Raw genomic sequence first — 15,637 nt, 5'->3', positions numbered from 1 at the left:
TTCACCGTCTCCAGAGTGCTTAGTTCGCGAGCTTAGCCGTGAGCATGACTTCGAGCTTACCTTGGTCTATCGCAAAGTTTCGAATGCCTTCGGCAAGCTTATCAACCGCCATTGGATCTTGGTTAAAGTCCCAACGGAATTGTGCTTCAGTCAATGGGGGTTCTGCAGCGACAGTGGTCGTTGCTGCAACCAGTTTAGGTGTGATGTCAACTTGCGAATTAGCCAGTTCTTCTAATAGAGAAGGGCCAATGGTCAGACGATCGCAACCTGCTAGCTCAATAATTTCACCGATATTACGGAAACTTGCACCCATAACAACAGTGTCAAAACCGTGTTGTTTGTAGTAGTTATAAATTTCAGTCACTGAAATGACACCAGGGTCATTTACGGCATTGTAATCTTTACCCGTATCTTTTTTGTACCAATCAAGTATGCGGCCTACAAAAGGAGAAATTAGATAAGCACCCGCTTCGGCACACGCACGCGCTTGAGCAAAGCTAAATAGTAGGGTTAAGTTGCAGTTGATGCCTTCTTGCTCTAGTTCTTTAGCGGCACAAATGCCTTCCCAAGTTGAAGCGAGTTTGATCAGAATGCGTGATTTATCTACACCCGCTTCTTTATATAGGCGAACCAATTTATGGGCTTTAGCGATTGATTTTTCTTTATCGAATGATAAACGGGCATCAACTTCAGTTGAAATACGGCCTGGAACGAGTTTCAGTATTTCTACGCCGATATTGACCGCTAGTTTGTCGCTGGCATCATCAAGTTGCTGCACGAGATCGGTACTTTGTGATTTTGCCCAGTCGATAGCGTTATCTATAAGGGATTCATATTCAGGAATTTGAGCCGCTTTCAAGATGAGTGATGGATTAGTGGTCGCATCTTCAGGTTGGTAGCGTTTAATCGCTTCGATGTCGCCTGTGTCAGCGACGATAGTGGTATATAACTTGAGTTGCTCTAATGTATTGGCCATGAAAAACATCCTTCTCAGGTAGCAGTTTTAACTCGGAATTCACTGATGACTATTAGAAGCGATTTTGCCAACTTTTCCAACCTTGAATGTAAAAAAATTACAAAAATGACAATTTTATGTCTATTAAGGTATGGCTCGAGCTACGGGCTATCATCTTGGCTGCAGTAGAGGGCGTCGCTTGTCCTAGTGTATACCCCACAAAAACAAAAAGTCGCTGCAAGCAGCGACTTTTTTACTTCAGTAAGTACTATTACTTCAGAACAGGTTGTTTTGTTGTGGTAGTCACGATAGCTTCGATGCGACGGTTCGCAGCGTGAGCTTCTTTTGAATCACCAGCAACCAATGGCTGAGTAACACCGTAACCGTTAGAAGTTACGCGGCTTCCGCTGATACCATATTTCTCTATAAGAATCTTGGCAACGGCGTCAGCACGTTTGTCAGACAATTCCATGTTGTATTCTGGTTTACCTACATTTGAGGCGTGACCTGCGATTTCAACAGTGAAAGCTGGGTTTTTGTTCAAATAGTTAGCTAATCTTTCGATGTCTTTGTAGTAAACATTTTTAACTACAGCAGAATCGTTAGCAAACTGGATTGAACCTACGTCTTCTTTGTTCTTCACGTTTTCATAGATAGTACAGCCAACAGAGTCAACTTTGTGAGTTGCTGGTGTTGCTGGACATTGATCTTTGTCGTCGTAAACGCCATCGTTGTCAGAATCAACAGGTGCTGCAGCAACTACTGCTGCGGCAACTGGAGCTACAACAGCAGCAGAACCGAAGCGGTAGCTTAATTCTAAGCCCCAATAGTTGCTATCTGCATTGACTGGAACTACGGCACTGGCACCAGCATTGTCATCTAAGCCTTCATAACGGCGATATTTAGCTTGTAACTTCAAGTTGTCAGTGAAGTTATAGCCAACACCTGCACCCAAGTATGGAGCAAAGTCGGAATCACTGTAAGAAGTGGATTGGTTATTGAAGTTTTGGCTGTTTTCAAGGCTATAGTACATCACACCGGCTTCAGCTGATAAGCTCCAACGGTTAGCCAAAGGCCAAATACCCACTAAGCCTAATGTTGAACCTTTAACGCTGACATCATTACTGATACCTGCTTCAGTCCAATCTGTATTACCTAAATCACGGAAGCCGATTTCAGCACCGAAGTAATCGTTGAACATGTAGCCTGCGAAAACATCCCAAGCGTATGGACTGTCTTCACCGTTCTGAGTGGCAACGTGCTCGTAGTTATTAACGCCTAAACCGGCACCAACATACCAAGGTGTAAGTTCCTGAGATGCGCTGGCTGCGAGTGGAAGCAGAGATGTCAGTAATACTACTTTTAATGTGTTCTTCATCATTTTATTTACGTCCATTGATTATGATTCTCCACCAATATGCTTTGCTGGTTTTGTGCAAAACATTGCTAGCACTTAGTGTGGGGATCCTTTGATATTTTAGCCAGCGGTTAATTATCACTTGGTTTGTTAACTTTTTCCAGTATTAAGATCAACCTTTTAAGGGCTATCATTCTGTAACTGGTATTTTTAATGCAAAAAAGGCACTCCGAAGAATGCCTTTAAATTACAATCTAATGTTAATTAGATGTTTCTATTAGCGTGTCCATACCCAATTTTCGATTTCTACTGGGTCTACACCATTCGCTTTAATATAGTTGCGGTGGTCAACTAATCTTTGCAGCATATCAGTGGTAATAGAGACGTGCATAGTTTCATCAATAACGCCCTGTTGGAACAGCTTGTAAGCCATATCAATTACAAGGTGATAGCGAGATGTACCGTTACGAACACCCATATCAAATGGCGTTGTTGTTGAACCTTCTTCTTCGTAGCCTTTAATTCTGAAGCGACGGCTGCCTTTGTAATCAAAAATTAACTTTTTGATTGTATTTGGGTAACCATGGTAGTTGAATACCACGCCTTTATCTTGAGTAAAGATTTCGTCCATTAACCAAGGTTTTTCTTTAAATTTACGGCTACCTAAGCCATCACTGCTTAATTCAGTGACACTAACGAAGCGGATTTTCACTCTTGGAAGGAGTTCTCTGATTAATACTAGAGAAGCCATACATTCTTGAGTGACATAATCACCACAACCTGCCAGCACAATATCGGGATTCTCATCTGAGGCAAAATCCCACACCATTACGCCGTCTTTTGTTTGTTTACGCGCTTCTTCCAAGCTTAGCCATTGTGGTAACTCTTTTTTACCTGCAACCAGAATATTGAGTTTGTCACGGTCTGCGAAGGCTCGCTCTGTATAAACCAATGTGCTGTTGGCATCTGCGGGTAAGTAAGCCGAGATTATTTTTGGATGTTTCTCCAGCATAGCCCCAAGGAAAGATGGGTTTTGATGTGAATAGCCATTATGATCTTGGCGCTCAAGTAATGAAGATAATACGACATTACAGGCTGGCAGTGGCTTACGGAAATGTACGCCTTGGCTGGCGTAGACATATTTACAGTACTGATCGGCCATCGATGAGATAACTTGTGAGAATGCTTCGTAGGTGGGTAGCATGCCGTGGCGGCCTGTTACTGTGTAACCATGTAGCATGCCAAAAAGTAAGTTTTCAGAAAGCAGTTCAATGACTCGACCTTCACGGGACATATCTTCATCCCAACTCTCAATTGGCCACTGCCATGCACGATCGGTTTCTTCAAATACAGCTTGTAGTTGATTTGAATAGGTTTCGTCAGGGCTAAAGATACGTAGATTACGTTGGTCGCGGTTTAACTTGAATGCATCACGCATCCATTCGCCCATTTTTAACATTGAATAGCCACGTTGACCACGCGGTACTTCTGGGCCATAGCTGAGTTTTTCAAGATCTGGATTGGTTAATGCTCTAACAACTTCTCCACCATAGGTTAAATGTTGACGGCCACAGGCAAGTTGCTTGGGTGGGATTAATGAACAAATGTCGGCATCAAAAATCAGTTCGCCTTTTTCATTCATTTGATAGAGTTCTTGGAAGTCGTAACTGGCAAGCCAATTATCCAGTGCATCTAAATGGCCCTTATCAGTAGCACATTTATTGACGATTACTTGATGCGATTCGCAGTTACCTTCTAATTTCTTACCTTTATATTCACTGACACCAGTCCAACCTTTGGCTGTACGCATTAAAATGACTGGCCATTTTGGTTTAACTACATCTTCGCCACTGCGTGCTCGACGTTGAATGTCATTGATCATGGTATAAGCGGTATCCATGGCATTTGTCATCTGCACATAGATATCTTCTTCTAATTCGTTATCAACTATGATGGGGAAATAGCCAAGACCACGGAATTCAAGATCCAGTTCTTCATGGCTCATACGTCCCATGCGGGTAGGACCGGAAATCTTATAGCCGTTAATATGCACAATTGGCAATACTGCGCCGCTGGTCGCAGGTGAAACTAAGCGGTTTGCATACCAAGATGCGGCTAATGGTCCCGTTTCTGCTTCGCCGTCACCAATTAAGACGGTTGCGATCAGATCTGGATTATCTAATACTGCCCCCCAGCCTACTGAGAGTGAGTAGCCTAATTCGCCACCTTCAAGAATTTGTCCAGGTGCTTCAGGGTTTGCATGTGAAGGATAACCATAAGCGGCAGAAAACTTCTTACAAATATCTTCGATGCCAGTTTCATTGTAGGGAATAGTTTCTGGGTAGAAATGACTTAAAGAGCCTTCAATGAATAAGTTTGCTTGTACAGCGGGAAAACCATGGCCTGGACCGACTAAATAGATAAAAGAGCGGTTATGCTTCACTATCAAGCGGTTAATGTTGGCATAGACAAAGTTAATACCTGGGCAGGTACCCCAATGGCCAAGTAAACGTGGCTTGATATCAGTATGGGCAAGTGGACGTTTATGTAAGACGTTTTGTTTGAGGTAAATTTGCGAGGTCGCAAGAAAGTTTGTCGCTCTGACGTACTTTTTCAGAGCATTGATTTCATGTATTTGTGTCATGTTAAGCCTCACTAAAACAAACAAGAGATGATTGAAGTTTCTATGGGGTTACTATATTTGTAGTTTTATTACAAAAATGTGCCCTACATCCAAATTTTAAAAGTTGTTTTTGCTGTTAAAAATAATAGCGCAACTTAGACCTTTTGTTAATCTAGCTTTAACAGTAGCTTAGCTAGTGTTGTAAGACGTGATGTCAATGACGTTTAACTGTGCAAACGCGAGCTTGATCACATGAGCAATTTCGAATACTGTGCTATTTTGCTGCGTTGAATTCGGTAGCCGTGATGTTGTAAATTCACGGAAGGATAATTTGAAAAAATAAATCTACCGAAATTCTTACCTTTAACTTGGAAGGATTCATTCACCACAGATGTTGTACCTTTAATTGCAATTAGAGGAGCATTTGCTACGGGAAGAAGTAAAATAATATGTTAGAAACCATAGTTAATTTTTTGAATGCGCTACTTTGGGGTAAGTTGTTAGTATATGGACTAGTAGGAGCTGGTCTCTATTTCACCATTAGACTTGCCTTTATTCAGTTAACCCACTTTAAACATTCCATCAAAGTTATGACCATGAGTCGGCAAGGTTGCGATAGCGGTCTTTCTTCATTTCAAGTCTTTTGTACGAGTATGGCAGCCCGTGTCGGTGCTGGTAATATGGCCGGTGTTGCTGTTGCTGTTGGTGCAGCGGGTCCAGGTGCAGTATTTTGGATGTGGCTTATCGCTATTTTAGGTATGGCGACCGCTATGGTTGAATCAACCTTAGCGCAGGTTTATAAAGTCCGAGATCATAATGGCCAGTTCCGCGGTGGTCCTTCCTACTATATGGAAAAAGGATTGGGTCAGAAATGGATGGGCATTTTATTTGCTGTCTTTTTGATTATTGCTTTTGGTTTAGTATTCAATGCAGTACAAGCTAACACTATTACCGGTGCAATGGAGCGAGTATTTGGTTTTAATCCAACCTATGTAGGGATTGGGCTAGTGATTGCCAGTGGATTTGTGATTGTCGGTGGTCTACGTAAAGTCGCGCGAGTATCTGAATTTCTTGTCCCCATTATGGCCTTAGCCTACATTCTTGTAGCCTTCATTATCGTTATTTTCAACTTAGAACAATTACCTGCGATTATTAGCTTAATTGTGAAAAGTGCTTTTGGTTGGCAAGAGGCTGCCGCTGGCGGCGTGGCTTATACTGTCGCGCAGGCAATGCAAGCGGGTATTGCTCGCGGACTTTTCTCGAACGAAGCGGGCATGGGCAGTGCGGCGAATGTCGCGGCAAGTGCATCGCCTAACCCTAATCATCCAGCATCCCAAGGTTTTGTGCAGATGATGGGTGTGTTTGCGGATACTATCGTTATCTGTACTGCAACGGCTGCGATAATCCTGCTATCAGGGGATATTGGCTCGAGTGATGATGGGATTCGATTAACCATTAATGCCATGTCTGCACATGTTGGCGACTGGGGTGGCGCATTTATTGCGGTGGCTATTTTCTTATTCTGCTTTACATCCATCATAGCCAATTACTCATACGCTGAAACAAATGTGATGTACTTAATGGGAAATAGTACCAAAGCACTGCCTTTATTCCGTTTGTGTGTGCTTGGCATGGTCATGTTTGGTGCCGTCGCTAAGATAAGTTTAGTGTGGAACTTGGCTGACGTTTCGATGGGGTTGATGGCGACGGTAAACATTGTTGCTCTATTACTATTATCGGGTCTGGCAATTCGCGTTATCAATGATTATCGCGAACAGATCAACGCGGGTAAGACTCCAGAATTTGATCGTAGTAAATTTCCTGAGTTGATGGATCAGCTTGATGATGATATTTGGCAAGATACCAGTCTTGTGCCGGCTAAAAAGCTTTAATTAGCCTAGCGTATCGACAATAGGCATTACTGATTGTTGTAATCGAAAAGACCACGCTGTTAAAGCGTGGTTTTTTTATGCTCGTTCAGTATCATAGGTATGTATTTTTGTTTCTGTTGGGAGTTTTTGATGTTGATATTGGTTTCGCCGGCGAAGACCTTAGATTTTGAACTGCCGCCACTGACGCAGGTGTATTCACAACCTGATTTTTTAACTTATAGTCAGGAGTTGATCCAAGTGTGTCGGCAATTGACCCCTACAGACATCGCCACTTTAATGAAGGTGAGCGATAAGATTGCGGGTTTAAATGCGGCACGTTTTGGGGAGTGGCGGCCAGATTTTAGTTTAGATAATGCAAAACAGGCCATTTTTGCTTTTAGAGGCGATGTGTATACTGGCTTTGATGCTGATACATTGTCTGAAGATGAAATTGCTCGAACTCAGTCACAGCTACGTATTTTATCTGGACTTTACGGTTTGCTCAGACCGCTGGATTTAATTATGCCTTATCGTTTAGAAATGGGCACGGCGCTTTCTAATCCTAAAGGTAAAAACCTATATGAGTTTTGGGGAGAGACATTAACACAAGCTGTAAATGAAACGCTCGCTGAAACGAGTAGTGATATTATTGTCAATCTTGCATCTAATGAATATTTCAAAGCAATAAAGCCTAAAAAACTTCAAGGGCAATTAATTTCACCCATATTTAAAGATTGTAAAAATGGTCAATATAAAGTGATCAGTTTTTTTGCTAAGCGTGCTAGAGGCATGATGGCGAGATATCTCATTACGCATCAAATTAACACTTTAGATGAATTAAAAGCATTTAATGTTGCTGGTTATTATTATAGTGAAGAGCAGAGTTCCCCAACAAATCCAACGTTTTTACGTGAAGAGCAATAGCGAAATATCGATAAGATGTTAATTGATAGAGAACAGCTAATGCTGTTCTCTATATCATTGATGGCCTATTTTTCAGATTGGGTGGCTAAAGGCGTTAATGTCACCGTTGAATTTGCCATGATATAAGCAAATTGTGCGTAGGCGGCGACGTTTTGAGCCAATGCGGCAGGGTCGATTTTATCTAAGGTATCATTCGGTGTGTGATGGTAATCGAAATAATCGTGGCCATCTTGCCTCAAAGATGCAACTGGAACACCTAAGGCGGGGAGCATAGATACGTCTGGCCCGCCAGAAGCTTGGTTATTGCCCAGTGCAACGCCATTGAATGACATAGGGCTGAGCGCCTGCTGCACTTCGGTGAATATGTTCTCATTCACTTTAGTATCGATTTGATAAATTCTACCGGCCCCAAAATCAGACTCTGCAGCTATGTAGTGCAGCGGTAATTCCGCTTTATGAGCCTCTGCATACGCTTTACCACCAACGAGCCCAACTTCTTCAGCGGCATATAGCACGACTCTAACAGTGCGAGCGGGTTTTATGGGGAGATCTTGAATCTGCTTGGCTGCAGCAGTCACAATGGCGACTCCAGCGCCATCATCAATCGCGCCAGTACCTTCATCCCAGGAATCTAAATGAGCACCAATGAGCACTATTTCATTGGGCTTACTACTGCCCGTTACTTCGGCAATGACATTGTAGGAAGTATTAAAACCTAAGTTTTTTGACGACATATGCAATTCGAGCAGGGCATTAGGATCGCGTTTTAGCAATGCACCAACCAAATCAGCATCGGGATTTGACATGGCAGCCGCGGGGATCTTAGGCACGCCATCTTGGTAGCGCATGATGCCAGTATGGGCCATGCGGTCATGATCTGTGCCAATAGAGCGGATCACGATAGCAACTGCGCCTTTTTGTGCTGCAGCGACTGCCCCTTTCGAGCGGCCACCAACGCTTTTACCATAACCTTCACCAGTGATATGGCGCTCTGTTTTTTGGTCAATAAAAACAATCTTACCTTGCACCTCTTCAGGCTTGGCTTGTTGTAATGCCTCTAGGCTATCAAAGCGCGCGATTTTAGCTTGTATACCTCCAGCAGGAGTCGCAATACTGCCACCAAGCGCAGTAATGACCAACGGCTGTTCTACAGGGACGGTGATTTTGGCTTTGGCTTCACCGCGCTCCCAAATTGGCACTTGTACGGCTTCTTTATAAACACGGTCAAAACCTAGGCTGGTCAGTTTATTTATCGCCCAGTTAACGGCGAGGATATCCTTTGGGCTACCTGCAAGTCTTGGACCCACTTCAACCGTGAGTGATTCGACTAAGTCATAGCTTAATTGCGAAGATAATGCTGCCTGTTGTAATTGAATGACTTCACTAGGGGCGGTTTCTACTTGAGTTTGGCACGCACTTAACCCCCCGATTAAAAGACTCGAGAGAAGTGTAGTTTGATAGGGCTTCATTAGATTTCCTTTATTTTTATTAAGCATGTCCCATTTTTAAAAACAATCTAGCAAAAAGTGTGCTTTATGTCCCGACTATATCCGTAAGGCGACGCTATATTAGCGCAGGGGTTAGTTTTAGGAGAGAAAGTGCGTAATGAATATTGAATTAATGCAGGAGCGAGCCGATCATGCCGTAGTGCTATTAAAGGCACTCGCGAACGAACGCCGTTTATTTATTCTTTGTTATTTATTGAATGAAGGAGAAATGTGCGTTGGCGAAATGAATAAAAAATTAGGCTTAAGTCAATCGGCACTATCACAACACCTTGCTTGGTTACGCAAAGATAATTTAGTAACCACACGCAAAGAAGCGCAAACGGTATTTTATTCACTCAAGAGTGATGAAGTACGGGAGATGATTCACTTATTGAACAACATTTATTGTCATTAATAGTGTTTTTCAGATATAAAAAAACCGGCAATTGCCGGTTTTTTTCATTTGCTATGTTATAGATTAAGCAGCGATTGCTTTGATCTTAGCGTTCAAACGTGCCTTTTGACGAGCGGCTTTATTCTTGTGAATAAGACCTTTAGTCGCCATACGGTCAACGATTGGTTGTGCAACAGCAAAAGCTTCTGTTGCTGTTTTGTGATCGCCTGCTTTAATTGCAGCGATTACTTTTTTAACGTATGTACGTAACATTGAGCGACGGCTGGCGTTATGCTGACGACGCTTTTCAGATTGAAGCGCGCGCTTCTTTGCAGACTTGCTATTAGCCAAGGTGCAACTCCTAAAAACTGGATTTGATACTTTTAAAGGCCGAGGAATATGCCTGCATTTAGTCACTTTGTCAATGACTATGATTGAATATTCATCATAAAGATAAATTAATCCAACCTGCCTTGGCTATCTTCGACCCAACTCGTGTAATATGTGGCGCAATTCTAGCAGCTATTACCGCAGTGTGACAGAGCCTGAATCGATTTTTTGAGATGTATCACCTAATCAATTCGATATGGGTCTGGGGGACGTTTGAGTAGAAAATTATTAAAATCTGGCCTGATTGTTAGTGCTATGACATTGATATCCCGAGTTTTAGGTCTAGTTAGGGATGTGGTGGTTGCTAATTTGATGGGCGCAGGGACAAGTGCTGATGTGTTTTTCTTTGCAAATAAAATTCCTAATTTTTTACGCCGTTTGTTTGCTGAAGGGGCTTTTGCACAGGCGTTTGTACCTGTTTTAACTGAGTACCAAGAGAAACATACCGCAGAAGAGACTCGTGATTTATTGAGTAAAGTTGCGGGCACATTAGGTTTACTAGTGACAATAGTGACCCTTTTGGGGGTGGTTGCATCACCTGTGTTGTCAGCTTTATTCGGTGGTGGTTGGTTTATCGCTTGGCTTAACAACGAGCCAGATGGTGCTAAATTTGAACTCGCTACCGTTGTGCTTAAAATTACTTTTCCTTATCTGTGGTTTATCACATTTACGGCATTAGCGGGCTCAATTTTAAATACCCGAGGCCGTTTTGCGGTATCGGCTTTTACACCCGTATTTCTCAATGTGGCAATTATTGCGGCGGCTATTTTCTATGCGCCTACATCGACCCAGCCTGAGGTTACCTTGGCTTGGGGCGTTTTTTGTGGTGGTTTGATTCAGTTCCTATTTCAAATTCCCTTTTTGTTGCGTGAAAATGCGCTCGTCAAGCCTTCTTGGGGCTGGCATCACCCGGGTGTGGTGAAAATCAGAACTTTGATGATCCCTGCATTGTTTGGCGTGTCTGTCTCACAGATTAACCTGCTATTTGATACATTTATCGCCAGTTTTTTGATGACGGGTTCAATAAGTTGGCTCTATTATGCCGACCGTTTACTCGAATTTCCCTTAGGATTGTTTGGGATCGCGATTGCTACTGTGATTTTACCTGCGTTGTCACGAAACCATGTGAATGACGAAGGTGCGGGCTTTGGCAAGACGATGGATTGGGGGATTAAGGCGATTCTACTGCTAGGTCTACCGGCTATGATGGGGTTGATCGTGCTCGCAAAGCCCATGCTGATGGTATTATTTATGCGCGGTGCTTTTTCATTGCATGATGTTGAAATGGCTTCCTATAGTTTGATGGCTTATGGCAGTGGTTTGCTTAGCTTTATGCTGATTAAGGTGCTTGCTCCTGGCTATTACTCTCGTCAAGATACCAAAACACCTGTGCGTTATGGCATTATTGCCATGATCACAAACATGGGCTTTAACTTGCTGTTTGCTATTCCTTTTGGGTATGTTGGACTGGCGATTGCGACTTCGATGTCAGCATTGCTTAACGCCACATTACTATACCGAGGCTTGCATTTAGCTGGCGTTTATCGTGTTTCTAGGCCGACTATGGTGTTTTTTGCTAAAGCCGTGGTCTCTACAGCCTTGATGGTGGTAGTCTTGTATTACTTTTTGCCTTCACAACAAATTTGGTTAGATTGGCATTTGTTCGATCGTGCGAAAGCCTTGATAGGCTTAATTTTAGTTGGGGCAGTCAGTTACTTATTGTGTCTGCTTTTGCTCGGAATTCGTCCTTGGTCAATTAAACGGGGAGCTTGATTGCTGATTCTCATCGCTAGCTGTTATATAATCAGCCGATTTGCGCTTGGCAGTTGTCTAACGTTATGGAATTAATCCGCGGTATACATAACATTTTGTCATCCCACCACGGGTGTGTATTGACTATAGGTAATTTTGACGGCGTCCATCGTGGTCATGCACAAGTGATTGCGAACTTAGTGCAGAAGGCGAAGCAGTTATCGCTGCCATCGACATTAATGACGTTTGAACCTCAGCCGCAAGAATTGTTTAGCGGCGACAACGCGCCGTCTCGTTTAAGTTTATTACGTGATAAAGTCATTTTACTCGATGAACTCGGGGTTGAGCGGTTAGTGTGTGTTAACTTTAATCGCACTTTTGCTAATCAACCTGCAGAGCATTTTATTGAAGAATTGTTGGTCCGCAAACTGGGTGTCAAATACCTCGTCGTCGGTGATGATTTTTGTTTTGGCCAAGGCCGTAAAGGCAATTTTGAAATGCTAGTGCAGGCGGGTATCCAATATGGCTTTACCGTGGTCAGCACTCAAAGTTTCATGCTGGGCTCGCAAAGAGTGAGCTCGACTGCTGTGCGTGAACAATTGGCGAAGGGCAATCTTGAACAGGCGAGACGCCTATTAGGACATCCTTTTACCTTGAGTGGTCGTGTAGCGCATGGGCAAAAAATTGGCCGCACAATTGGTTTCCCCACCGCTAATATCGCCTTAAAGCGCAATGTTGTGCCGGTACGCGGTGTGTTTGCGGTTAAATGTTATTGGGATAACAGCGATATTTATGAGGGCGTAGCCAATATTGGGTTTCGCCCGACAGTGAACGGTCAAGTGTGTCAGCTTGAGGTGCATCTTTTTGATTTTGAAGGTGACATTTACGGCAAACATGTTGAAGTCGAGTTGGTGGCTAAACTCCGAGATGAGCAACCTTTTGACTCATTGGATGCGCTAAAAAAACAGATTTTAAATGATGCAAATGAAGCCAGAGCTTTATTTGGTAATGATGCAGGCTGAAATTTATCAGTTTAATTAACGGTATAGGATCAATGAGCGACTATAAATTTACTTTGAATTTGCCGGAAACAGAGTTTCCGATGCGTGGTAATTTGGCAAATCGCGAGCCAGAGATGTTAGAGCGCTGGACAAAAGACGGTTTGTATCAACAGATCCGTGATAGCCGAATTGGCCGTACTCCCTTCATTTTGCATGACGGCCCACCGTATGCGAATGGCAGTATTCATATTGGTCACTCAGTTAATAAAATCCTCAAGGACATTATTGTTAAGTCAAAAACTATGTCTGGTTTTGACGCACCTTATGTACCAGGTTGGGATTGTCATGGTTTGCCTATTGAGCTGAAAGTTGAGCAAAAAGTGGGTAAGCCTGGTCAAAAAATCTCTGCGGCAGAATTCCGTGAAGAATGCCGTAAATACGCTGCAGAGCAAGTTAACGGTCAACGTGAAGACTTTATCCGTTTAGGTGTGTTGGGTGATTGGCAAAATCCGTACTTAACGATGGATTTTTCAACGGAAGCTAATATCGTTCGTTCTTTATCGAAAGTGATTGAGAGTGGTCACTTACATAAAGGCGTTAAGCCAGTGCATTGGTGTACTGATTGCGGTTCTGCCCTAGCTGAAGCTGAAGTGGAATACGAAGACAAAACATCACCTGCTATTGATGTGGCGTTTGTGGCTGCCGATAGCAAAGCTGTTGCGGCTAAGTTTGGGGTAAGCGATTACTCACATCCTGTTTCTATGGTGATTTGGACGACCACGCCATGGACGCTACCAGCGAACCGCGCCTTGTCTTTGAGTCCTGAGCTGGATTACAGCTTAGTCGAATTCGAAAAAGACGGTGTGACGCAAGCGCTTATTTTAGCTGAAGTCTTGGTTGAATCTTGCCTGACTCGCTATAACATCGAAAGCCATACTGTGCTTGGTACAACCAAAGGCGCCGCGCTTGAGCTTGTCCGCTTTAATCACCCGTTCTTGGATTTTGATGTGCCTGCAATTTTAGGCGATCACGTCACTACTGATGCGGGTACCGGTATCGTTCATACTGCACCTGGTCATGGTCAAGACGACTTTGTTGTTGGTCAAAAGTACGGTTTAGAAGTCGCAAACCCTGTTGGCGACAACGGTGTATACAAGCCTGATACCGAGTATTTTGCTGGGCAACATGTTTTTAAAGCTAACGATAACGTCGTAGCTTTGCTGAGAGAAAAAGGTGCCTTGCTGAATCACGTGGCTTACCGTCACAGCTACCCACATTGCTGGCGCCACAAAACACCAATTATATTTCGCGCGACACCGCAGTGGTTCATCTCTATGGATAACCACGGTCTACGCACGCAAGCATTGAAAGAAATCGAACAAACCCAATGGATCCCTGATTGGGGCCAAAGTCGTATCGAAAAAATGGTTGAAAACCGCCCTGACTGGTGTATCTCACGCCAACGTACTTGGGGTGTGCCTATCACGCTGTTTGTGAACCGAGAAACCGAAGAGTTGCACCCTGATAGCGTGTCGTTAATGGAACGCGTGGCGAATCGTATCGAACAGCAGGGTATTCAAGCTTGGTGGGATCTTGATGCCGCAGAATTGCTGGGTGATGAAGCGGAACAATACCGTAAAGTCACTGATACTTTGGACGTTTGGTATGACTCTGGCTCAACCTTCTCATCAGTAGTAGCGGCGCGTCCTGAATTCCACGGACACGGTGTTGACTTGTATCTTGAAGGCAGCGATCAACATCGCGGTTGGTTTATGTCATCTTTGATGATTTCAACCGCAATGAATGGCAAAGCACCGTATAAGCAAGTGCTTACCCACGGTTTTACCGTCGATGGTAAAGGCCGTAAGATGTCAAAATCTATTGGTAACGTCATTGCACCACAAACGGTAACCAACAAATTAGGCGCCGATATTCTGCGTTTATGGGTTGCGGCAACTGATTACAGCGGTGAGATGACGGTTTCAGACGAAATCTTAAATCGCAGTGCCGATGCCTATCGTCGTATTCGTAACACTGCGCGTTTCTTATTAGCCAACTTAAACGGTTTCGAGCCCGCTAAGGATTTAGTGGCCGTTGAAGATATGGTGGCGTTAGATCGTTGGGTTGTTCGCCGTGCCGCTGCGCTACAACAGGAAATCATCGAAGCCTATGATCAATATAACTTCCATATAGTGACTCAAAAACTGATGCAGTTCTGCTCGGTTGAGTTAGGCAGTTTCTATCTGGACATCATTAAAGATCGCCAATATACGGCTAAGCAAGAAGGCCATGCACGCCGTAGTTGTCAATCGGCGCTGTATCTGATCTCTGAGGCCATGGTGCGTTGGATTGCGCCAATTCTAAGCTTCACTGCTGACGAAGTATGGCAATTACTGCCTGGCGAGCGTGATGCTTATGTCTTTACCCAAGAATGGTATCAAGGCTTGAAATCAGTCACCTTAGCGACTGATTTGAGCGATGACTATTGGCAGCAGTTGCTAACCGTGCGTAATGAAGTCAACAAAGTGATTGAACAAGCTCGCCGCGACAAACGTATCGGTGGCTCATTAGAAGCTGAAGTGACCTTGTTTGCGGATGCTACCTTGACTGAGCAATTAACCCATATCGGCGATGAGCTGAGATTTGTGTTGTTGACCTCTGAAGCCAAAGTATTGCCTTTAGCCGATGCGACATTGGAAGCGGTTGAGACTGAGTTGGCATCACTGAAATTAGTGGTTGCTTCAAGCACTGCCGAGAAGTGTGAGCGTTGTTGGCACCACAGAGAAGAGGTTGGCACTATTGAGGCTCACCCAACACTTTGTACTCGCTGCGTAACCAATATTGAAGGTGACGGCGAAGTTCGTCAGTTTGCGTAAAGGATCT

The 15,637-nt window shown here is 43.7% G+C and carries 11 protein-coding genes; 6 read left to right on the top strand and 5 right to left on the bottom strand.

Annotated elements, in window-relative coordinates; translation table 11 throughout:
• Nucleotides 1-19: 19 nt before the first annotated feature.
• From tal to HQQ92_RS14460, 3 genes are all read right to left on the bottom strand, one after another.
• On the bottom strand, nucleotides 20-976 hold the full coding sequence (tal, locus tag HQQ92_RS14470; RefSeq protein WP_028760931.1) for a transaldolase: 957 nt from the start codon (nucleotides 974-976) through the stop codon (nucleotides 20-22).
• A 250-nt stretch (nucleotides 977-1,226) separates the two neighbouring features.
• A complete protein-coding gene (locus tag HQQ92_RS14465) occupies nucleotides 1,227-2,351 on the bottom strand; it encodes an OmpA family protein (protein ID WP_173246269.1) in 1,125 nt (374 codons plus the stop codon).
• A gap of 238 nt (nucleotides 2,352-2,589) precedes the next feature.
• Nucleotides 2,590-4,956, bottom strand: a complete 2,367-nt coding sequence (locus tag HQQ92_RS14460) for a phosphoketolase family protein (RefSeq protein WP_105249944.1) — start codon at nucleotides 4,954-4,956, stop codon at nucleotides 2,590-2,592.
• A gap of 428 nt (nucleotides 4,957-5,384) precedes the next feature.
• Here HQQ92_RS14460 and HQQ92_RS14455 point away from each other — a divergent pair, with 428 nt between their 5' ends.
• Complete coding sequence (locus HQQ92_RS14455) at nucleotides 5,385-6,827, top strand: sodium:alanine symporter family protein (protein WP_173246266.1); 1,443 nt, start codon at nucleotides 5,385-5,387, stop codon at nucleotides 6,825-6,827.
• Nucleotides 6,828-6,956: 129 nt separating this feature from the next.
• Nucleotides 6,957-7,730: a peroxide stress protein YaaA gene (yaaA, locus tag HQQ92_RS14450; protein WP_105249943.1), complete on the top strand. Its 774-nt coding sequence runs from the start codon at nucleotides 6,957-6,959 to the stop codon at nucleotides 7,728-7,730.
• A 65-nt stretch (nucleotides 7,731-7,795) separates the two neighbouring features.
• On the opposite strand, the gene HQQ92_RS14445 is transcribed toward yaaA, so the two are convergent.
• Nucleotides 7,796-9,199 (bottom strand): M28 family metallopeptidase, encoded by a 1,404-nt coding sequence (locus HQQ92_RS14445; RefSeq protein ID WP_173246257.1) that lies wholly within the window; start codon nucleotides 9,197-9,199, stop codon nucleotides 7,796-7,798.
• 136 nt (nucleotides 9,200-9,335) lie between these two features.
• On the opposite strand from HQQ92_RS14445, the gene HQQ92_RS14440 reads away from it, so the two are divergent.
• A complete protein-coding gene (locus HQQ92_RS14440) occupies nucleotides 9,336-9,632 on the top strand; it encodes a metalloregulator ArsR/SmtB family transcription factor (RefSeq protein WP_006084975.1) in 297 nt (98 codons plus the stop codon).
• Between the two features lie 63 nt (nucleotides 9,633-9,695).
• Here HQQ92_RS14440 and rpsT read toward each other — a convergent pair whose 3' ends face one another.
• Entirely contained in the window at nucleotides 9,696-9,962 is a 267-nt protein-coding gene (rpsT, locus tag HQQ92_RS14435; RefSeq protein ID WP_011790375.1) for a 30S ribosomal protein S20, read from the bottom strand.
• A gap of 252 nt (nucleotides 9,963-10,214) precedes the next feature.
• Here rpsT and murJ point away from each other — a divergent pair, with 252 nt between their 5' ends.
• The 3 genes from murJ (at nucleotide 10,215) to ileS (ending at nucleotide 15,630) form a co-directional block, all read left to right on the top strand.
• Nucleotides 10,215-11,774 carry a murein biosynthesis integral membrane protein MurJ gene (gene murJ / locus HQQ92_RS14430; RefSeq protein ID WP_113941315.1) on the top strand — a complete coding sequence of 520 codons (1,560 nt, stop codon included), beginning with the start codon at nucleotides 10,215-10,217 and terminating at the stop codon, nucleotides 11,772-11,774.
• 65 nt (nucleotides 11,775-11,839) lie between these two features.
• Complete coding sequence (ribF, locus tag HQQ92_RS14425; RefSeq protein WP_173246254.1) at nucleotides 11,840-12,775, top strand: bifunctional riboflavin kinase/FAD synthetase; 936 nt, start codon at nucleotides 11,840-11,842, stop codon at nucleotides 12,773-12,775.
• A gap of 32 nt (nucleotides 12,776-12,807) precedes the next feature.
• The gene (ileS, locus tag HQQ92_RS14420; RefSeq protein ID WP_173246252.1) at nucleotides 12,808-15,630 is read left to right on the top strand and encodes an isoleucine--tRNA ligase; all 2,823 of its coding nucleotides are present in this window, start codon (nucleotides 12,808-12,810) and stop codon (nucleotides 15,628-15,630) included.
• Nucleotides 15,631-15,637 lie beyond the last annotated feature (7 nt).

The sequence above is a fragment of the Shewanella sp. DC2-4 genome (assembly GCF_013248875.1).
Taxonomy (GTDB): Bacteria; Pseudomonadota; Gammaproteobacteria; order Enterobacterales; family Shewanellaceae; genus Shewanella; species Shewanella oncorhynchi.
Note: the sequence above shows the minus strand (reverse complement) of the source record. Positions and strands in the feature narration are given on the sequence as shown.